Here is a 20,193-nt window from a genome sequence, read left to right as displayed (position 1 = left end):
GGGTCCCGGGCTGCCGCCCGGTCTCGCCCACCCCCGGCTGTCAGCATCGCCGGGACGTCAGCGCTGGTTGATGCGCACCATGGCGCCACCGGGGTCCCGCACGGCGCAGTCCCGCACGCCCCAGTCCTGATCCATGGGCTCCTGGATGACGTCGGCGCCGCCGGCAGCCAGGGACTCGAAGAGCCCGTCCACGTCGTCGGTGGCCAACGTGACCGCCGCGAAGGCGCCTTTGGCCATCAGCGAGCGGATGGCGGCGAGCTCCTCCTCGGTGATGCCCGGGTCGAGACCCGGCGGGTGCAGCGCGATGGCGGTCTCCGGCTGGCCGGGAGGGCCCACCGTGAGCCACCTCTTGTCCTCATAGGAGACGTCCTGCCGCACCTCGAAGCCGAGCAGGTCACGGTAGAAGCGCAGGGACGCCTCCGGGTCCAGATGGGGCAGGAACGCGTGCTGAATGGTGATGTTCATGGAGCTCACACTACGGAGCGGGCGCCTGTCCAGCTTCTCGATTCCTGATCACTTCTCCACCTCGGGCCCGACCCCGGCGCGGCCGGCTGATCTGCTTGGCCACACAGGGCGGCAACCCCCGCAATGACGCCGCCGCCCGCCGTCGATACTCGCGGGGCGGCATACCCACCAGCTCGGTGAACCGGGTGGAGAAGGTGCCCAAGGATGAGAACCCGACCTCGAAGCAGATCTCGGTGACGCTGAGATCCCCACGTCGCAGCAGCGTCATGGCGCGCTCCACCCGGCGGGTCATCAGGTAGGAGTACGGCGACTCCCCATAAGCGAGCCGGAACTGCCGGCTCAGATGCCCCGCCGAGAGATGGACACCCCGGGCGAGACTCTCCACGTCCAATGGCTGGGCATAGTCCCGGTCGATCCGATCACGGACCTGACGCATCAGCACCAGGGTGGCGTGACGATTCTCAGCATCCCGGACCATCGGTCACCCCACGGGCGCGATGCGGGCCCGCAGCAGGCAGAAGATGTTGCCCTCGGGATCCTGCAGGACGTGCCATTCCTCCTGACCGGACTGCCCGACATCGGCGGGACGAGCCCCGGCGGCCAGCAGCCGGTCCAACTCGGCTGCCTGGTCCCGGTCGGTGGCGTTGAGGTCGAGGTGCAGCCGCGGAGCGTCCACTGGCGTCAGCTCGTCCCGAGGGCTGAGGATGATGGTGGGCTGGGAGCCTCCGAACCCGTCCCGGGCGCCGATCTCGATGCTGCCGTCGCCGGGGCGGTCCAGGACCACGAAGTCCAACACCTCGCACCAGAACTCCGCCAGCCGCTCCGGCTCCCGACATTCCAGCACCAGCTCACCGATCCTGCACGCCATGCGCAGCCCCTCCTTCGTCTCGTCACGGCCGTCCGGCGCCCCCGGGCGGCCTGGCAGCATCCTGCCACGTCCCGAGAACCCCAGGGAATGGGCCACCGACCCTGCTGCGGCAGATGCCGCCCCCGGTAGCCTGGGGATGCGGGCGACGACGACGCAGCGTCCCACCCGCTGCTCAGCTCGTCCGGCACGCTCAGGAAGTGACCCGATGGCTCCCACGGTCGACGACGTCCGCACCCTGGCCCTGTCCCTGCCCGAGGTCGTGGAAGGCACCTCGCGCGGGCATCCCCAGTGGTCGATCCGGGGTGCGGCCTTCGCCTGGGAGCGGCCGTTCACACAGGCCGACATCCGGCGCTTCGGCGATGAGACGCCGCCGTCGGGCCCGATCCTGGCCGTCCGCGTGGATGACCTCGGGGAGAAGGACGCTGTCCTCGGCTCAGGGGTCCCGGGCCTGTTCAGCACCCCGCACTTCGACGGCCACCCCTCCGTGCTGATCCAGCTGGACGCGGTCAGCGGCGAGGATCTGCGCGTGGCACTCGAGGACGCCTGGTTCGCCTGCGCGCCCGCGGACCTCGCCGAGGAGTTCCTGGGCCGGCGTCGGGACAGACGCTGATCCGCATCGAGTTGGTCTGGAGTTTGCGGTACTCGACTCGATCGAGTCGAGTACCGCACACTCCAGACCAACTCACGGGAAGGACGCTCACGGGAAGGGAGAAGGGAGCTCGCTCGCCGAGACGTCAGAAGAGCCCGACGGCCTGCCCATCGGCGTCGATGTCGATGCTCTCCGCCGCCGGGGAGGAGCCCAGACCGGGCATGGTCTGCATGGTGCCGCAGATCGGGTAGACGAATCCGGCCCCGGCGGAGAGCCGCACCTCCCGCACCGGCAGCCGCCAGCCGCTGGGCGCCCCCACCAGCTTCGGGTCCGAGGACAGCGACAGGTGGGTCTTGGCCACGCACACCGGCAGCCGCCCGTATCCGGCCTCGGTGTAGGCTGCGAGGTCCTTGGCGGCCGCCGGCGAGAGGTCCACGCCGTCGGCCCCGTAGACCTGCGTGGCGATGGTCTCGATCTTCTCCACCAGCGGCGCCTCGTCGGAGTACAGGAACCGGAACTCGCTCGGCTCCTCCGCAGCCTCGGCCACCGCATCGGCCAGGTCCGCGGCGCCGGCGCCGCCGTCGGCGAAATGCGTGGACACCGCACACCGCGCGCCCTCCTCGGCGGCCACCTGCGCGATGACCTCGTGCTCGCTGGGGAAGTCCGTGGGGAACGCGTTGACCGCCACCACGGGGGTCACCCCGTGGCGGCGGATGATCCGCAGCTGCGCCCGCAGATTCTCCGCGCCGGTGCGCACGTCCTCCGGGCTCTCCCGCAGCATCCCCTCGGGCAGCGGCCGCCCAGCCACCACCCGGTGCCTGCCGGAGTGCACCTTCAGTGCCCGCACGGTGGCCACGACGACGGCTGCGTCCGGCGCCAGTCCGGAGATCCGGCATTTGATGTTGAAGAACCGCTCCGCACCCATATCCGCGGCGAAGCCGGCCTCGGTGATCAGGTAGTCGGTGGCCCGGCCGCCGATCAGGTCCGCCACCACCGAGGAGTTGCCGGTGGCGATGTTGCCGAAGGGCCCACAGTGCACCAGGGCAGGCGTGTGCTCCACGGTCTGCAGCAGGTTGGGGCGGATGGCCTCCTTGAGCAGCACCGTCATGGCGCCGGCGGCTTTGATGTCCTCGGCGGTGACCGGCTCACCGTCACCGGTGGTGCCCACCACGATCCGTCCCAGCCGGGCCCGCAGGTCCTCCAGTGAGCGCGCCAGGGACAGAGTGGCCATCACCTCAGATGCCGCCGTGATGTCGAAGCCGGTCTGGCGGACCGGCCCGTTCGCCGTCGGCCCTCCCCCGGCGGGCCCCAGGCCGGAGACGATCTGCCGCAGGGAGCGATCGTTGACGTCCATGACCCGGCGCCAGGTGACCCGCTCCGGATGCAGCCCGGAGGGGCTGCCGCGGTGCAGGTGGTTGTCCACCATGGCGGCCAGCTGGTTGTGCGCCGCGGTGACCGCGTGGATGTCCCCCGTCAGGTGCAGGTTGAGCCGCTCCATGGGCACCACCTGGCTCCACCCGCCGCCGGTGCCGCCGCCTTTGATCCCCATGGTCGGCCCCAGGGAGGGCTGCCGGACGGCGACGGCGGCCCGTCGGCCCGTGCGCGCCATCCCCTGGCTGAGCCCCACCGCAGTGGTGGTCTTGCCCTCACCCAGCGGGGTCGGAGTGATCGCTGTGACCAGGATGTACTTGGCCTGCGGGCGGTCCGCGAGACGATCGATCGCGGCGAGGTCCACCTTCCCGACGCCCCGCCCGTAGGGCTCGATGAGGTCCTCGTCCAGGCCCAGCTCAGCGCCGATCTGATGGATGGGCCGCAGCTCGGTCCGCGAGGAGATCCCCAGGCTGTCCTGGGCGCTGAGCGGCACGGCCCCCTGACCGTTGCCACGAGCGCTGGCCTCCGTGCGGCCCTCGTCGGATCCGGTGTGACGGGTGGTGGTCATCCAGGTGTCCCTCCTTGAGGCGCGCTGGTCGGCGCCGACGTCGGTGCCCGGCCGGTGCGACCGGAGTGGACGTGACGGGGTGGTCGGCTGAGACTACGACGCCGCGGACCGCCGCGGCCAGACTCGCCGCCAGCGGGTTCAGTTCTCCGTGGCCGGATGCCCGTTGCCCGCGACGAACGCCTGCTTGGGCGTGTCCTTGGTGGGATCCACGAACGGCTTGGGCACCACCACGGCGGGCACGATGCCGGCCGGAGTCTCGATGTCCAGCTCCGTGCCGATGTCGCTGAGCTCGGTCGGCACCATGGCGAAGCCGATGTTGCGCTCCAACCGGGGGGAGAAGCAGGCGGAGGTGACCTCGCCGATGCGTTCTCCTCCTCGCCAGACGGGGAAGGCCTCGATCATGGAGCCGTCGTTGAAGGTGCCCAGCGGTGCGCCGCCGATCTCCACCCCGGCCAGACGACGGCTGACACCCTGCTCCTTGATGCGGGTCAGGGCCGCCTTGCCGATGAAGTCGGCCTCCTGTTCGAGATCCACCATCCAGTCGTATCCCATGCCGACTTCGAAGGGGTTGGTGTCGAAGGTGATGTCGCAGCCGTGGGCGAGGATGCCGGCCTCGATGCGCCGCATATGGCACGGCCCGATGACGCGCATCCCGAACGGCTCGCCGGCCGCCCAGACGGTCTCCCAGAGCCTGACGCCGTCGCGGGAGGCGTTCTTGACGTAGATCTCGAAGCCCAGCTCCGCGGTGTACCCGGTGCGGGAGACGATGACCTCCATGCCGTCCAGCTCATACTCCTGGAGCCGGTAGTAGCCGATGTCGAAGACGCCGTCGCCGAAGATCGCGGCCATGACCTGCCCAGAGAGCGGGCCCTGGACCTGGACGGGGCCGACGTCGGCCTCTTCGACGGTGACGTCCAATCCGGAGTTGATGGCCAGCCCGCGGGCCCAGAGCAGGATGTCGCTGTCAGCCAGGGAGAGCCAGAAGTGGTTCTCTCCGAGGCGGAGCAGGACGGGGTCGTTGAGGATGCCGCCGTCCTCGCCGGTGATGAATACGTACTTGCACTGTCCGACCTCACACTTGGTGAGGTCACGCGGGACGAGCATGTTGGTGAACTCGAAGGCGTCAGGTCCGGTGATCTCGATCTGCCGTTCCACGCCGACGTCCCACAGGGTCACCCCGTTGAGCAGCGCCCAGTACTCGGCGACCGGATCGCCGTAGTGCCGGGGGTGATACGTGTGGTTGTACACGCTGTACATCGCCACTCCATGCCGCCGCGACGCCCAGAAGAACGGTGATTTCCTCAGGCGCGGATACAGCAGGATCCGTGGGTCCGGGACGACGGCTCCGAGGCCGTCGTCGAGGGTCAGCGGGCCTTCATCGAGCGTCATGGGATCCTCCCCGGCTGCCACATCTTCGGGACACTTCCAGCATGACACTGTGTCGCGTACCACACAATAGGTTGCGCCCTGCGCGACGGTGACCCTTGCCCTGCGAGGCCGACCGCGTCATGCTCGAAAGGGATGAGGCCTGCCATGAACGCCCAGACGAGTCCGGAGAACGCCACCGCCCCGACGCATCGCCCCCCGGGGGCACCGGTGAGGTCCGTGGACCGCGCCCTGACCGTGCTGAGCATCCTGGCCCGCGACGGCGAGGCCACCCTCAGCCAGATGGCCCGAGAGCTGGGAGTGCACAAGTCCACCGTGGGTCGCCTGGCCGAGGTGCTGATCCACCATGACCTGGTCGAGGCTCCCGACGGCGCCGGCGGGTACCGCCTGGGCGTGGGCTGCCTGCGGCTGGCCGGCGCCACGGCGGCGCGGCTGGACCTCTCCCTGGAGGCCCAGCCCGTGTGTGACGAGCTCTCCGCCCAGATCGGCGAGACCACCAACGTGGCCATCACCCGCGACGGCGTGGCCATCAACGTCTGCCAGGCCGAGGCTGACACCGCCGTCGCCATGCGCAACTGGATCGGCCAGCACACCGCCCTGCACGCCACCTCCAACGGGAAGGTGCTGCTGGCGCACCTCTCGGAGGAGGACCGCCACACGGTGTTCGACGCCGGCTTGGAGCCCTTCACCACGCACACGCTCACCCGCCCCACCGAGCTGACGGAAGAGCTGCAGCGCATCCGCGGCCGCGGCTGGGCCTACGCCGTGGAGGAGTACGAGGAGGGGCTCAACGCGGTGGCGGCCCCCGTCTTCGACCACAGCGGCGCCGTCGTCGCCGGGATCAGCGTGGCCGGCCCGTCCTACCGTCTGCCGCCGGACCGGCTCCCGGACGTCCGGGAGCCGGTGATCCAGGCCGCCGACACCCTGTCGAGGCGCCTGGGCCACGGCGGCCGTCGCTGACCGCCGGCGAAACGCCGGCTCCTCCCCGACCTGGCACCCGGCCTGTCAGCCCTTCAGCCCTTCAGCCGACGATGCTCCGGATCGAAGGGCGCCGTGCGGCCCACGGTCAGCACCTCGGCCGGCAGCCGCACCCCCAGGTACTCCACCAGCAGCTCCGTGCCGAGCACCGCGCGCTCGGGCGGCAGGTAGGCCAGCATCACGAATCGCCCCAGCGACGGCGCCGGGCCCGCGCTGGTGACATAGCTGCGCCGCCCGCGGCCGTCCACCAGGGGTGAGCCGTCGACGTCGAGCACCGGCTCATTGCCGGTGGGGAACCGCGGCTCCGCGGCCCCGACGCCGGTGAGCGCGAGGGTGCACAGCACGGCGGCGGGCTCCTGGGCGCGGGCCGCAAGGTAGGCACCCTTGCCGAGGAAGTCCGCCTCCTTGACTGTCGGCAGCGCGAGCCCGGCCTCCACCGGGTCCCGCTCCGGGGTGAGCTCCGCGCCGAAGAGCCGATGCGCCTTCTCCAGCCGACCGGTGGTCCCATAGACCCCGCCCCCTGCGGCGATCAGCCCGTGTGGCCGCCCGGCCTCCCACAGGGCGTCCCACAGCGGCAGCCCGTGCTCGGTGGGCAGGTGGATCTCCCAGCCGAGGTCGCCCACATAGGAGATGCGCACCATCAGCGTCGGGATCCCGGCGAGCACCACCTCCCGTGCCGTGCCGAAGCGGAAGCCGTCAGCCGAGACGTCGTCGTCGGTCAGCGATGCGACGATGTCCCGGGCACGCGGCCCCCAGAGACCGATCGCGCAGGTCGCCGAGGTCAGATCCTGGATCTCGACGCGCCCGGCGTCGAGCTCAGCGGCCAGATGACGGCGGAACCAGGCCAGGTCCCGGGCGCCGTCGGCGGCTCCGGTGATGACCCGGAAGTGCTGCTCCCCCAGCCGCACGATGGTCAGATCCGAGCGGAAGCCGCCGCGGACATCCAGCAGCGGAGTGTAGGTGACCCGTCCCACGGGCCGGTCCGCATTCGCCACCGCCATCCGCTGCACCCCCTCCAGCGCCGCCTGGCCGGTGACGTCGAAGACGCTGAACGCGGTGAGGTCGAACATGGCTGCGTGCTGGCGCATCCTCAGATGCTCGGCCTCGATGATCGGTGACCACCAGCGGACGTCCCATTCGTGGACCCGGTGGTCGATCCGGCGCGCATACTCCTCCACCAGAGGCGCGTTGGCCGCGTACCACTGCGGCCGCTCCCAGCCCGAAGCCTCGAAGAACTCCCCGCCCAGCGCCTGGGTGCGCGGATGGAACGGACTGGTGCGCATCGGGCGACTGCTTGCCCACTGCTCACGCGGATGCGCGATCCCGTACACCTTGGGGAAGCCCTCAGCCGCCCGGGCCCGCACGTGGCGCCGGGTGCGGGCATAGGGCGGGAAGCGGGTGACATCGGCCCCATGGACGTCCACCTCGGAGGCCCCGTCGGTCATCCACTCGGCCACCGCCCGCCCGACGCCGGGTCCTTCCTTGATCCACACCGCCGCCGCGGACCACAGGCCGCGGACCTCCGCGGTCTCTCCGAGCAGCGGCGCACCGTCCGGGGTGAGGGAGAGCAGCCCGTTGATCGCCTGGGTGACCTCCACGCCGTCGCGGCCCTGCTCCCCCAGCAGCTCCGGGTAGAGCTGCCGGGCATGGGCCAGCTGCGGGGCGAAGTCCTCTGCGGTGAAGGGCATCTGGGTGGGCGAGGCCTGCCCTGGGGCACCGAAGGGCGGGATCTCGTCGGGCTCGTGGAGGATCGGCCGGTGCGCGTAGGAGCCGACCTCCAGATCCGGTCCGCGCTGTCGGGCGTACATGCGGGCGTCCATGTCCCGGACCAGCGGCAGGGAGATCCACTCCTCGGTGGCGGCCAGCTCCGGAATCGGCCCGAGGTCCATCATCTGGTGCACTGCGGCCACCAGCGGGATGCGGGCATCCGCCAGGGCGGCGATCCGGGGACTCCAGACCCCGCAGGCGACGACGACATGCTCCGCCTCCACCCGGCCGTGATCCGTGACCACCGCGCGGATGCGGCCCGGCACCCCGCCGTGCGGGCCGGCGTCGACCTCCAGCCCGGTCACCTCCGTGCGGTCGGCGACGGTCAGTGCCCTGCGCTCCTCGGCCCGGGCGCGCAGGAGCTCCGCGGCGCGGACGGCGTCGACGATGGCACCGGTGGGCGTGTGGAAGCCGGCCAGCAGCAGATCCTCGCGGATGTGGGGCATGAGCTCGCGGACGCGGGCGGGGCCGATGAGCTCGGCCTCCACGCCCCAGGCGGCCGCCGAGCTCATCCGGCGACGCAGCTCCTGCAGCCGCTCCGGAGTGCGGGCCACCTCGATCCCGCCGCGCTCGGTGAGCACGCCCAGTGCCCGGTACTGCCGCAGCGAGTCCAGGGTCAGCTCGGTGATCTCGCGCGAATGGTCCACGGGGAACACGAAGTTCGAGGCATGGTCGGTGGAGCCCCCGGGCTCCGGCAGAGGGCCCTTGTCCACCAGGAGGATGTCCCGCCAGCCGAGCTCGGCGAGATGTCGCACGATCGAGCTGCCGACGATGCCGGCCCCGATGACGACCACCTGTGCGCTGTCTGGAATGCTGACCATCGCTCTCACCACCATTGCCGGGCGATGTCTGTGCCCCGATGATAGTGCCGCGCTCCGGGGCCTGGCCATGGTGGATCGGAGCGGGGTGCGGGGCGGGGTTCGGGACAGGGTTCGGGACAGGGTTCGGGGCAGGGGTCGGGGTGGAGTGCGGGGCCCCGACGCGACGACGCTCATCGCCCACCCGAGCCGACTCCCGTCATACATGGCCCTCCTGCGGCGACGAGATTACGCTGAGCCAGGACGATGAGGGGCGGGGACGGCCACAGCCTCCCGCACGCCCGGAAGGAAGAGGACCTATGACTGCACCCGCCTCGGGCTGGTATCCGGACCCCGAACAGCAGGACCAGCTGCGCTACTGGGACGGCCAGCAGTGGACCCCGCACCGGACGCCGATGCCGCACCGCACGCCCCCGTCCGGGCACGCCCAGGCCGCGGGGTTAGGCCAGTCTCGCCAGCCCACCGGGTACGGGCAGGCCGCCGGGTACGGTCAGCCTGCCGTACCCGGCCAGCCCAGCGGATACAGCAGCCATTCCGGGTATGGCCAGCAGCCGGGCCACTCTCAACCTCCCGGCCACCCCGGACAGCCCCCGCATGACCAGCGTCCGCCCTGGGAGCAGCAGCCGGCGCAACGCTCCTCCGGCCGCGGCCTGATCATCGGGCTGGGGCTCGGCATCGGGCTGTTCCTGGTCCTCGTCGTCGTCCTCGTCGTGGTCATCGTCTCGCGCATCGGAGCCGACGAGGACACCACCACGACCACGGGGCCGGAGCGACCCCAGGAGAACCCCGAGACCCTCTCCGTCGACGACTCCGTCACGGTGCACGTCCCCGACGACGCCGAGACCCGCCTGCAGCTCAGCGTCGAAGAGGCCGGCCTCTACCACGTGGCCACGCAGAGCGAGCAGGGCACCGACCCGGTCCTCGCGCTGCAGGACGCCGACGGCACCGAGATCGCCTTCGCCGACGACGGCGGCACCGACTCCCCCAACGTCATGGACGGCGGATTCGAGACCGCCTTGGTCCCGGGCGAGTACGACGTGGTGGTCACCGAGTTCTCCGGCGACCCCGCTGAGGTGACAGTGACCACGGAACAGATCGCCGTCGCCGAGCAGCTCGAGGACGGGGAGCACACCGTGGAGGCTGCCGCGGACGCCGCCTGGCTGGCGACCGTCGACGTCCCGGACGGAGCCCGCGTGGTGCTCGACGTCCGGGGCGACGACGGAGCAGACCTGGTCCTCGACGTCGTGCTCCCCGACGGCTCCGAGGAGCGCAACGACGACCGCAGCGTCAGAGATCCGGAGTCGGACAGCGTGCTGGACCCGTATCTGGAATTCGACGTCGACGAGGGCGGGGTCCTGACCATCATGGTCTCCGGCTCCGGCTCCGGCGCCGCCTCCGGCACCATCAGCATCGAGGTCGAGGACTGAACGGTCGACGACTGAACGGTCCAGGATTCATCGGCCCTGCCGACCGGCCCCATCAGTCCCCGTGAGCAGACACACGGGAACCGGATCCGAGAACACAGTTGACCGCAGCGACTTCCAGGGGGACACTGGGAATGTGCCGGGCTGCAGGTAACCCCCGGGCTCCAACCTTTAGCCGCTTCGAGCGGCCACGCGCCGTGAGGCGTTCCCAGCCCGGCACCCCAAACCACATAGCGGACGCGCCCTCAGCAGGCACCGTCGTCAGCTCTGAACCCGCCCATGCCCTGACATGCGGCGGGTTCACCTGTCTGCAGAGCCCGCCGAGCCTCCCAGATCTGACCCATGACCCCGGATCCCGTCGCGGAGCCACCGACACAATCGATTCATCTTCCCGCTATACACTCTCCACGGACATCGCTTCACCGGGAGACCAGATGAGGACCACGGCATGAACGCACGACGACAGCGCCACTCGCAGGCGGTGGAGCTGCTGACCGACATCGGCCGGGAGGTCCGGACCGGGGTCAACCTGCTGTCCCAGCTGCTGGGCATGCCCGCCGCCGACCGCCGACCGCTCCGCGAGGAGCTCATCGGCCTGGAGGGCACCGCCATGGACCTCCATTTCAACCTGATGACGCATATCCGCAGCGTCTTCCTCACCCCGCTCCCCCGGGAGGACATCTACGCCCTCTCCCAGCTGCTGAACCGCACCCTCGAACATGTGGTGGCCGCCGGAGATCTCATCATCGCCCGGGAGAACCTGGTGCTGCCGCGCCAGAGCTCGGACCAGCTGGAGACCATGGGCCGTCAGGTGGACCTCACGATCGACGCGCTGGCCCGGCTCGACGACTTCGACCACCTCGAGGAGTACTGGATCCAGATCCAGCGGCTCACCAAGCAGGCCAATCGCACCCACCGGGAGTGGCTGATCTCCTCCGACAGCGCCTTCCAGCCCAACATCGCACTGCAGCAGGCGCAGATCGCCAGCGCGATGCTGCAGGCGGTGGAGTCGCTGCGGATGGTCAGCACCACGGCGGGGTCGATCATCGTCCGGGAGTCCTGAGGCCCGCCACGTGGAGATCCTGCTGCTCGTCCTCATCGTCGTCGTCCTGCTGCCCAACCTTTTCGTCGCCGGCATGCACGACGTCGCCAACTCCATCGCCATCCCCACCCGCACCCGAGCGCTGACCCCGCGGATCGCGACCCGGCTGGCCGCCGGGGCCAACGCGTTGGGAGTGCTGATGACCATCCCGCTGGGAGTGCACCTGTTCTCCTGGTTCGACTTCCCGCGGATGGACCCGCAGATGGTCCTGGGCGTCCTGCTGACCTCACTGATCTCCCTGCTGGGATGGAACCTGTGGACCTACTTCCGGGGGGTGCCGACGTCGACGACCCACGCCCTGCTGGCCGCACTGATCGGCGGCGCCCTGGCCTCGATGATCCTCGACGGTACGGACTCCAGCGCGGTGCTCGGCCTCCCGTGGGCGGCCCCGCTGGCCACCCTGCTGCTCTCCCCGCTGGTCGCCTTCGGCCTGGCCTATCTGCTGGTGTTCCTGGCGGTGCGGGTCGCCCGGGGGGCGGATCCCGACGCCGTCAACGAGACCAGCCGGACCGTGCAGGCGGTGTGCGCCGGGCTCACCAGCCTGGGCACCGGCCTGCAGCAGGGACAGCGGTTCGCCTTCATCCTGCTGCTGGCCCTTCCGGCGGCGAACATCGACCACTCCGGCGCCTGGATCCCCGTCGCCTACGTCGTCTTCGCGCTGCTCATCGGGCTGGGCTGCCTGACCGGCGGGTGGCGCATCGGCCACATGCTGGGCCACCGACTGGTCACCATCGACCCGCTGCGCGGCATGGTCTCCACCACGACCACCTCGGCGCTGCTGTTCGTCGGCTCCATGGCGATGTCGCTGCCGCTGTCGACCTCCCTGACCGCGGCCTCCTCGGTGATCGGGGCCGGGTCCAACCAGCGGTTCGCCACCGTGAACTGGCCACAGGCGATCCGGCTCTTCGCCTACTGGGCGGTGACCCCTCTGGCGGTCGGTGCGGCCTCCGGGGTCCTGCTGCTGGCACTCTCTCCGCTGCTGGAGTACTGACGCCCGGCACGCCCTGCCCGTTGGCCCCGGAACAATTGTCGGAATACGCGCACTTAAGCGAGGTTTAGCGACAATCCCTCCGGGGGCAACCCAGGGCGGAGCCGCTCAGCCGAACCGGCCGGAGACGTAGTCCTCGGTGGACTTCTCCTTCGGGTTGTTGAAGATCGTGGAGGTGTCGTCATACTCGATGAGCTTCCCCGGCTTGCCGGTGCCCGCGATGTTGAAGAACGCCGTCCGTTCGGAGACCCGGGCCGCCTGCTGCATGTTGTGCGTGACGATGACGACCGTGTACTCCTCCTTCAGCTCGGCGATGAGGTCTTCCACCGCAAGCGTGGAGATCGGGTCCAACGCGGAGCACGGCTCGTCCATGAGGATCACATCAGGCTTCACCGCGATGGTCCGGGCGATGCACAGCCGCTGCTGCTGACCGCCCGAGAGTCCCGACCCGGGCTTGTCCAGGCGGTCCTTGACCTCGTTGAACAGGTTCGCCCCGCGCAGGGACCGCTCGACGACGTCGTCGGCCTCCGCGCGGGAGAGCCGCGTCCCGTTGAGCCGGTACCCGGCCAGCACGTTGTCCCGGATGCTCATGGTGGGGAATGGGTTGGGCCGCTGGAAGACCATGCCGACCATGGTCCGCACCGTCACCGGGTCCACCCCGGGGCCGTAGATGTCATCGCCGTCCAGCAGCAGCTTCCCGGAGACGGTGGCCCCCGGCAGCACCTCATGCATGCGGTTCAGACTCCGCAGGAAGGTGGTCTTTCCGCAGCCGGACGGGCCGATGAACGCCGTCACCGACCGGGAGGCGATCTCGATGCTCACCCCCTCCACGGCGAGGAAGTCGCCGTAGTAGACGTTGAGGTCCTTCGCCTCGATGCTCTTGGACATGTCTCACTCTCTCACTGGATCGGCGCCGGGTGTTGCCCGGCAGGATGAGGGCCTGATCGGCGCTCCGGGCAGCCCCGCCCGGTCTGTCAGTGGCCCGTCTGTCAGCGCCCGGTCTGTCAGCGGCCCGTCTGCTTCGGCGCGAAGACCTTGGCCACCAGGCGGGCGATCAGGTTCAGCAGCATGACGATGATGATCAGCACCAGAGCCGCCGCCCAGGCCCGCTGATGCGACGGGTCCGAGAAGTTCGGGGAGGTCGGGTTCTGGAACTGACGATAGATGTACACCGGCAGTGCCGTCATCCATCCGGAGAACAGGTTCCAGTTCACGTTCACCACGAACCCGGCGGTCACCAGGATCGGAGCGGTCTCCCCGATCACCCGTGCGATCGCCAAGGTGACGCCCGAGGCGATGCCGGAGATCGCCGTCGGAATCACCACCTTCAGGATGGTGCGCCACTTGCGCACCCCCAGCGCATAGGAGGCCTCCCGCAGCTCGTTGGGCACCACCCGCAGCATCTCCTCCGTGGTGCGGACCACCACCGGGATCATCAGCACCGAGAGCGCGATGGCCGCAGTGATGCCCATGGTGGAGCGGATCCCGCCGAACGCCCCGGTGAGGGTGTTCACGGTGGAGAGGAACCACGCCATGGCGGCGCCGGCGAACAGACCGGCCACGATGGACGGAATGCCCGTCATCACGTCCACGAAGAAGGTGATCGCCCGCGCCAGGGGGCCGCCGCGCGAGTACTCCACCAGGTAGATGGAGGTCAGCAGGCCGATGGGCACCGAGATGACCGTCGCGGCGATGGTGATCAGCAGCGACCCGATGATCGCATGCCGGATCCCGCCCAGCACCGCGGCCCCCTGCTCCTGGGACGCCTGGTCGATGGTGCCGTCGATGCCTCGCATGTCCGAGGCGAAGAAGCCGGGCTCGATCAGCCCGGGAAGCCCCACGGAGACCACCGACCAGATCACCGAGACCAGCGGCAGCAGCGCCGTCAGGAACGCCAGATGCACCAGATTGGTCCAGAGCCCGTCGGTGGCCTTGCGCCTGCCCACCCGAAGACGGGTGACCACATAGCTGACGATCACATGCAGCACCGCGGTGAGCACCAGCCACAGCGGCACCGAGAAGCCCGGCAGGGCGCTCACGGCCGCGGCGACGACGGCGGATCCGGCCAGCACCGCGAGCCAGGTCCAGCGAGGAAGGGTGTTCCGGGTCAGTCGGCTGCGCCGTCCGGCGAGGTCCCCGGCGGACTGTCCCGGCGCGTCATCGGAGCGGGACCCGAGGGTCGGGGCACCCGGCGTCTGCACGGTGGCGGGTGTCGGGGCAGGTGTGGGGGCGGAGGCGTCGTCGTCGCGACGCTCCCTCTGCTGAACGGAGTTCGGGGTGTCGGCCATCAGTTGGCTCCTGAGAATTCCTTGTGGCGGCTGACGATCCACCGGGCGGTCATGTTCACGATCAGGGTGATGACGAACAGCACCAGGCCGATGGCGATCAGCTGAGCCTGCCGCTCGGAGCCCGGAGGGGCCTCCGGGAAGCCCAGGGCGATCTCCGCCGGGATGGTGCTGTTGCCCGCCGAGATCAGCGAGGCCGAGAGCGGTCCCGCCGAGAGCACCAGCGCCACCGCCATCGTCTCTCCCAGCGCCCGTCCGAGCCCCAGCATGACTCCGGAGATGATGCCGGCCCGGGCGAAGGGGAACACCGCCATGCGGATCATCTCCCAGCGGGTCGCTCCCAGCGCGAGCGCGGCCTCCTCATGGAGCTTCGGGGTCTGCACGAAGATCTCCCGGGACACCGAGGTGATGATCGGCAGGACCATCACTCCCAGCACCACTCCGGCGGTGAAGATCGTGCGACCCGTCTGCGAGGGCGCGTCCCCGAACAGCGGGATGAAGCCCAGGTGTTCGTGCAGCCACGTGTAGGCGGGCACCAGCGCCGGCCCGAGAAAGCTCATCCCCCAGGCGCCGTAGACCACCGAAGGGATCGCCGCCAGCAGGTCGATCACGTATCCGATGGACTTGGACAGCCGCGGCGGGGCGAAGTGCGAGATGTACAGAGCGACGCCGACCGCCACCGGGGTGGCCAGCACCAGCGCGATCGCCGAGGCCACCACGGTGCCGATCACCAGCGGATAGGCGTACTCCAGGAACGCCCCGATGATGAGCCCCTCCTCCTCCCGGTAGACCGCGCCGGTGGAGTTGGCGGTGAGGAACAGGGCCACGAAGGCCAGCACCACCAGGATGGCGACGCCCGCCCCCAGCGCCAGGCCGGAGAACACCCGGTCACCGAACACTCCCCCGGAGTCAGAGGTGGTCAGCGAATTATGTCTGTTCTCCCGATCGGGTGCGGCCGCCACGGCCGTCCCGGGGGTGGGTGACTCGTCCGAGCTGGTCACAGGATCTCCCATCAGAGCATCACAGGTGTCAGTGGTGCGCACGCCGCCGGGCGAGCACCGTCGTCGTCGGCTGCACCGCGCAGGTCAACGGACGGACCCCGGAGGAGGGCGCCATGCGGCGCCCGCCACCGGGGTCCCGGATCAGTGGCCGGTCACTCGGCCGCGCTGATCTGGTCGAGGGCCTCGAGCGCCTGGTCGCGCAGCTCATCCGACATCGGGGCGTTGCCCGCGGCCGACTCGGCGGTGGACTGGCCGTCCTCGGAGACCACGTACTCGCCGAACGCCTTCACCAGGTCCACGGTCTCCTGCTCCGGGTACTCGTTGCAGAAGATGTTGTAGGCCACCAGCACGATCGGATACGCGCCGGACTCCTCGGTCTCGCGATCCAGCTCGACAGCCATGTTGTTCGGCGCCTGACCCTCCACCGGGCTGGAGGAGGCGACCGCCTGCGCGGCGGCCTCCGGGGAGTACTCCACATACTCCTCGCCCACCTGGACGGCCACCGAGTCCAGACCGCCGATCTGTGAGGCGTCGGCATAGGTGACGGCGCCGTCGGTGCTGGTGGTCAGGTCCACCACGCCCGACGTCTGCTGAGCGGACTCCGAGGAGACCTCCGCCGGCCAGGCGCCGTCGGCCTCCCATTCCCAGACGTCGGGGGCCGCGGCCTCCAGGTACTCGGTGAAGTTCTCGGTGGTGCCGGAGTCGTCCGCGCGGTGCACCACGGTGATCGGGGTGTCCGGGAGGTCCAGATCCGGGTTGTGCTCGACGATCGCCTCGTCGTCCCAGGAGGTGATGTCCCCGGTGAAGATCCGCGCTAGGGTGTCAGCATCCAGGTTCAGCGTGCCGTCGATGCCCTCGACGTTGTACGCCGCGGCGATCGGCGAGATGTAGGACGGGATGTGGAACGCGCCGTCGGGTCCGCAGACCTCCTGCGACTGCTCCCACTCGCCGTCGTCCATCGCCGCATCGGAGCCTGCGAAGTCATACTCCCCGCCCAGGAAGCCCTCCCGACCGGAGCCGGAGCCCACCGAGGCATAGTTGACCTGCGCCTCAGGGGCCACGGAGGTGAAGCCGTTGGTCCAGGCGGTCATGGCCGCCTCCTGGGCCGAGGAGCCGCCGCCGGAGAGCGTGCCCTGGACCTCCGAGGTCTCCCCGCCGTTCTCGCCGTCTCCGCCGGCGGCGTTCTCGCCACCGGGGTTGTTCGCCTCGCCGCAGGCGACCAGCGCCAGCGACGCCACGGACAGGATGGCCGCCGCGCGACCGTAACGATGAAGCTTCACGTCGTCCTCTCTCAGGTGTTGACTGCCAGGCGGAGCCGATCGGCTCCTGCTCGGTGTCCCCGCGCAGATGCGGGACCGGCATGATGCCAGGGGTGGCATCGTGCCAGGGGCCCGGACACAGTCATGCCGCGGACCGAGAGCCACAGTAGGGACAGCAGGTGACGGAACGGCCGGAACGACGTGACCAGAGCGCGCGCATCCGGTGAACGCTCGGTGAACCACGGCACACGCCCTGGCCCGGGGCCGGTCGTAGACTGGGGCGATGACCTCCACCGCGCCGGCCGGTCCCCAGGGCCCGGCCCACGACACCTTCAGCATCCGGCCCGCCCGCACCCCTGATGTGCAGCGGATCGTGGACCTCTCGCAGCCGCTGGTGGAGCGACGCGTGCTGGTGCCCAAGGAGAAGGTCGCCTACTTCGAGTCCCTGCAGGAGTTCCAGATCGCCGAGTCCGACGCCGGCGAGCTCATCGGCTTCGGCGCCCTCCACGTCATGTGGGAGGACCTCGCGGAGGTTCGCACCCTGGCCACCCACGACTCCTGGCGCGGCCACGGCGTCGGCTCCGCCCTGCTGCGCCGACTGGTGCAGCAGGCCCGCGAGATCGGCGTCAGCCGGGTGTTCTGCCTGACCTTCGAGGTGGAGTTCTTCACCCGGCACGGGTTCACCGTCATGGAGCAGCAGGACGCCGTGCCGCCCGAGGTCTACTCGGAACTGCTGCGCTCCCACGACGAAGGTGTGGCCGAGTTCCTGGACCTGGCGCGGGTGAAGCCCAACACGCTGGGCAACACCCGGATGATCCTGCACCTCTGAACCGACGCCGCCCTGCGCGGGTGGGCAGGTGCGCGGGTGGGCAGGTCTCAGCTCAGCGCGGCGGCTGCGTGCCCTCTCCCGGGGCGTCGGAGCCGTCCGGGGCGGCGCCGTCGTCGTCCTCTTCGAACGGCTCATGCTGCCAAGGGTCCTGGGGCTGCGGCTTGCGTTCCGCCCGCTCCGCGCGGCGTTCGGCCTTCACGATCCGGATCCGCCCGGTGAGCGTATCGCGGCGGCCCAGCGCCGGCAGGTGCTCTTCGGCCTCCTCGTGGGTCAGCCCTGCGGCCTCCATCACGTCCACGATCAGGGTGCGCAGCATCAGCACCACCGACTCCCCCTCCAGGGTGTCGATCTCCAGCCGGGTCGGGTGCAGGCGGGTGGCCACCGCCGCCAACCCGTGCTGGGCCGCCTCCATCCGCTCCGCCGAGGCCGCACCCGGCTCGGACACCGCCCGGGCGAGCATGTGGACGGCGTCGGCGAGCTCGTCCAGCAGCGCGGACAGACTGGTCGTGGCGTCGTCGTTGAGGGAGGCGTTGTCCACCATGGACACCGCCCGCCGGGTGATGACCCGCATGGACCGCACCGCCAGGTCCATCTTCTCGGTCAGCCGCCCCATCCTGCGCACGTAATGCCGGTGGCGCCGATACGCTGGTGAGTAGCGGGTCAGCTCCTGGGCGGAGGACACGGCGGCCTCGGCGTCGTCGATCTGCGACTGGATCCCCCGGCAGCGGATCAGCGCATGCCAGGCCTCCCGCGACTCCGACGTGCGGATGGCCCGGGCGGTCTCCCGCAGCGCCAGCACCAGATCGTCCACCACTCCGCGCAGCTCACGGATCGGCTCGCGCCGCGGGTCCTTCGGCGTCAGCAGGGCGATCAGCATGGCCACCGTGCCGCCTAGGATCGCGTCCGCACTGCGCGAGAACGGACCCAGCAGCCCGCTCTCCGGAGCCGGGATCAGCACCACGAGCAGCGCTTGCAGGCCCATCTGCATGGCCAGCAGCGAGGAGTTGTCCAGCAGCCGGGCCAGCATCACGGAGATGAACAGCACGAACGAGGCCGTCACCAGGCCGGCCCCGAAGATGTGCAGCACCATGTCCCCGATGAAGATGCCCAGCGTGCAGCCGGCGGCGACCTCCACCACCTTGCGCAGCCGGGGCTCCTTGGTGAACCCGAGGGCGATCATGGCCGCGACCGCGGCGAACAGCGGGCCGTCATGGCCCAGCAGCGTCTCCGCCAGCGCGAAGGAGCCGACGCCGGCGATCGTCATCTGCAGGGCCGGGACCACTGAGCGGCCCGCGCGGATCCCGCCGGACCGGGCGCGGGCCACGGCGAAGCGCCGAGCTCTGCCGAGGTGCTGCCGCAGCGACGCGCCCGTCCCCGACCGGCCCGTGCCGGCGGGGTCCTGGGGGTCCGAGGAGTCCGCAGCTGTGCTCACCCTTCGAGTCTATGCTCTCCCGAGCCTGTGATCAGGGGGCATGTGGCCGAGGACATGTGGCGCTCATCCGGCATTGAGGCCCGCGATGAGCACCAGCACGCTGAACGCCAGGAAGGGCAGGAACAGCAGCACGTGCAGGAACATATGACCCTTCATCACCGCGATGAACTCGCGCAGGAACGCGCTGGGCACGTAGTAGCGGGCCGTCTTCGCGCCGGTGACCTCCGCGCGCATGCCCGCCTTCCGAGACAGCAGCGCCGCCCGCAGCACGTGGTAGTTGTTGGTGACCGCCAGCAGCGGACCGGAGCGACCGGCGTCGTCCTGGATCTGCTGGGAGAACCGCAGGTTCTGTGCGGTGTTCACCGCCCGGTTCTCCGGGATCACATCCTCTGCCGCCGCGCCCTGGCCCAGCAGATACTCGGCCATGGCCTCGCCCTCGGGGCGGGACTCGTCCGGCCCCTGCCCGCCGGAGGGGATGAGCAGCGGCTTCTGCTCGGACTGCCGGTAGATCTCCAGGGCACGGTCCAGGCGCGCCTTCAGCAGCGGCGGCACCCCACCGTCGATGAGCCGCGACCCCAGCACCACGACGGCGGCCGGGTGCTCCTGGTGCGTCATCCGCCCGTAGGCCGCCGCGTAGCTCAGGAAGATCACGAAGGCGGCGCCCGCGTAGCCGGTGGCCAGGAACAGCAGGACCGCCAACGTGATCAGGTACGGGTCCCCGGTGACGACGAGGACGACGGCGATCACCGGCAGTGCTGGGATGGCCAGCCCCGCCAGCAGGGAGAGCATGTTCCCCAGCCGGCGGCCCTCACGGCGCAGCATGGTGACCCCGTTGGCGATGAGGAAGCCGCTGAGCACCAGCACGCTGGCCGGCAGCAGCAGCACGATCAGCAGGGTGACGAACCCGAAGCCGGGGACCACCTGGGTGAGGATCTCCACCACGCCCAGCAGGGCGCAGCCGACCGCGGCCACGAGCGCGACACCGTTGCGGAGCATGCGCCGGTCCCTCCGGCGGAAGTGCAGGTACACAGCTCCGAAGAGTACGGCGAGGATCAGCATGAAC

General features: G+C 70.2%; 18 protein-coding genes. 6 read left to right on the top strand and 12 right to left on the bottom strand.

Annotated features, from left to right (window positions below):
- Positions 1-57 precede the first annotated feature (57 nt).
- The 3 genes from SD455_RS03165 to SD455_RS03155 are packed head-to-tail and all read right to left on the bottom strand — an operon-like array spanning position 58 to position 1,333.
- Positions 58-465, bottom strand: coding sequence for a VOC family protein (locus SD455_RS03165; RefSeq protein ID WP_070162734.1), 408 nt, complete (start codon positions 463-465; stop codon positions 58-60).
- A gap of 10 nt (positions 466-475) precedes the next feature.
- Positions 476-943: a helix-turn-helix transcriptional regulator gene (locus tag SD455_RS03160; RefSeq protein ID WP_070162683.1), complete on the bottom strand. Its 468-nt coding sequence runs from the start codon at positions 941-943 to the stop codon at positions 476-478.
- Positions 944-946: 3 nt separating this feature from the next.
- The gene (locus tag SD455_RS03155) at positions 947-1,333 is read right to left on the bottom strand and encodes a VOC family protein (protein WP_070162736.1); all 387 of its coding nucleotides are present in this window, start codon (positions 1,331-1,333) and stop codon (positions 947-949) included.
- A 205-nt stretch (positions 1,334-1,538) separates the two neighbouring features.
- Between SD455_RS03155 and SD455_RS03150 the strand changes: the two genes are divergently transcribed.
- On the top strand, positions 1,539-1,943 hold the full coding sequence (locus tag SD455_RS03150; RefSeq protein WP_445507219.1) for an MmcQ/YjbR family DNA-binding protein: 405 nt from the start codon (positions 1,539-1,541) through the stop codon (positions 1,941-1,943).
- A 124-nt stretch (positions 1,944-2,067) separates the two neighbouring features.
- Here the strand turns inward: SD455_RS03150 and SD455_RS03145 are convergent, their stop codons facing one another.
- Together SD455_RS03145 and SD455_RS03140 are read right to left on the bottom strand one after the other, a co-directional pair.
- Positions 2,068-3,861 (bottom strand): formate--tetrahydrofolate ligase, encoded by a 1,794-nt coding sequence (locus tag SD455_RS03145; RefSeq protein WP_445507218.1) that lies wholly within the window; start codon positions 3,859-3,861, stop codon positions 2,068-2,070.
- Positions 3,862-3,999: 138 nt separating this feature from the next.
- On the bottom strand, positions 4,000-5,250 hold the full coding sequence (locus SD455_RS03140) for a glycine cleavage T C-terminal barrel domain-containing protein (RefSeq protein WP_344684978.1): 1,251 nt from the start codon (positions 5,248-5,250) through the stop codon (positions 4,000-4,002).
- A 144-nt stretch (positions 5,251-5,394) separates the two neighbouring features.
- Between SD455_RS03140 and SD455_RS03135 the strand changes: the two genes are divergently transcribed.
- A complete protein-coding gene (locus SD455_RS03135; RefSeq protein WP_445507217.1) occupies positions 5,395-6,207 on the top strand; it encodes an IclR family transcriptional regulator in 813 nt (270 codons plus the stop codon).
- Positions 6,208-6,260: 53 nt separating this feature from the next.
- On the opposite strand, the gene SD455_RS03130 is transcribed toward SD455_RS03135, so the two are convergent.
- Positions 6,261-8,813: a GcvT family protein gene (locus tag SD455_RS03130; RefSeq protein WP_445507216.1), complete on the bottom strand. Its 2,553-nt coding sequence runs from the start codon at positions 8,811-8,813 to the stop codon at positions 6,261-6,263.
- Between the two features lie 296 nt (positions 8,814-9,109).
- Here SD455_RS03130 and SD455_RS03125 point away from each other — a divergent pair, with 296 nt between their 5' ends.
- The 3 genes from SD455_RS03125 to SD455_RS03115 all read left to right on the top strand — a co-directional run bounded on the left by SD455_RS03125 (position 9,110) and on the right by SD455_RS03115 (position 12,327).
- Positions 9,110-10,237, top strand: coding sequence for a DVUA0089 family protein (locus tag SD455_RS03125; protein WP_445507215.1), 1,128 nt, complete (start codon positions 9,110-9,112; stop codon positions 10,235-10,237).
- Positions 10,238-10,682: 445 nt separating this feature from the next.
- On the top strand, positions 10,683-11,297 hold the full coding sequence (locus tag SD455_RS03120) for a DUF47 domain-containing protein (protein ID WP_083277818.1): 615 nt from the start codon (positions 10,683-10,685) through the stop codon (positions 11,295-11,297).
- A 10-nt stretch (positions 11,298-11,307) separates the two neighbouring features.
- Positions 11,308-12,327, top strand: a complete 1,020-nt coding sequence (locus SD455_RS03115) for an inorganic phosphate transporter (RefSeq protein ID WP_070162695.1) — start codon at positions 11,308-11,310, stop codon at positions 12,325-12,327.
- Positions 12,328-12,432: 105 nt separating this feature from the next.
- On the opposite strand, the gene pstB is transcribed toward SD455_RS03115, so the two are convergent.
- The 4 genes from pstB to pstS all read right to left on the bottom strand — a co-directional run bounded on the left by pstB (position 12,433) and on the right by pstS (position 16,890).
- On the bottom strand, positions 12,433-13,212 hold the full coding sequence (pstB, locus tag SD455_RS03110; RefSeq protein WP_070162697.1) for a phosphate ABC transporter ATP-binding protein PstB: 780 nt from the start codon (positions 13,210-13,212) through the stop codon (positions 12,433-12,435).
- 116 nt (positions 13,213-13,328) lie between these two features.
- Positions 13,329-14,612 (bottom strand): phosphate ABC transporter permease PstA, encoded by a 1,284-nt coding sequence (gene pstA, locus SD455_RS03105; RefSeq protein ID WP_445507214.1) that lies wholly within the window; start codon positions 14,610-14,612, stop codon positions 13,329-13,331.
- Positions 14,612-15,610, bottom strand: coding sequence for a phosphate ABC transporter permease subunit PstC (gene pstC, locus SD455_RS03100; protein ID WP_445507213.1), 999 nt, complete (start codon positions 15,608-15,610; stop codon positions 14,612-14,614). Before pstC ends, pstA begins: the two co-directional genes overlap by 1 nt.
- 152 nt (positions 15,611-15,762) lie before the next feature.
- Positions 15,763-16,890 carry a phosphate ABC transporter substrate-binding protein PstS gene (pstS, locus tag SD455_RS03095; RefSeq protein ID WP_445507212.1) on the bottom strand — a complete coding sequence of 376 codons (1,128 nt, stop codon included), beginning with the start codon at positions 16,888-16,890 and terminating at the stop codon, positions 15,763-15,765.
- 262 nt (positions 16,891-17,152) lie between these two features.
- Here pstS and SD455_RS03090 point away from each other — a divergent pair, with 262 nt between their 5' ends.
- A complete protein-coding gene (locus SD455_RS03090) occupies positions 17,153-17,698 on the top strand; it encodes an amino-acid N-acetyltransferase (protein WP_445507211.1) in 546 nt (181 codons plus the stop codon).
- 52 nt (positions 17,699-17,750) lie between these two features.
- On the opposite strand, the gene SD455_RS03085 is transcribed toward SD455_RS03090, so the two are convergent.
- Complete coding sequence (locus SD455_RS03085) at positions 17,751-19,130, bottom strand: FUSC family protein (RefSeq protein WP_445507210.1); 1,380 nt, start codon at positions 19,128-19,130, stop codon at positions 17,751-17,753.
- Between the two features lie 63 nt (positions 19,131-19,193).
- Positions 19,194-20,189 (bottom strand): YdcF family protein, encoded by a 996-nt coding sequence (locus SD455_RS03080; RefSeq protein ID WP_445507246.1) that lies wholly within the window; start codon positions 20,187-20,189, stop codon positions 19,194-19,196.
- Positions 20,190-20,193 lie beyond the last annotated feature (4 nt).

The sequence above is a fragment of the Nesterenkonia sp. K-15-9-6 genome (genome assembly GCF_052656005.1).
Note: the sequence above shows the minus strand (reverse complement) of the source record. Positions and strands in the feature narration are given on the sequence as shown.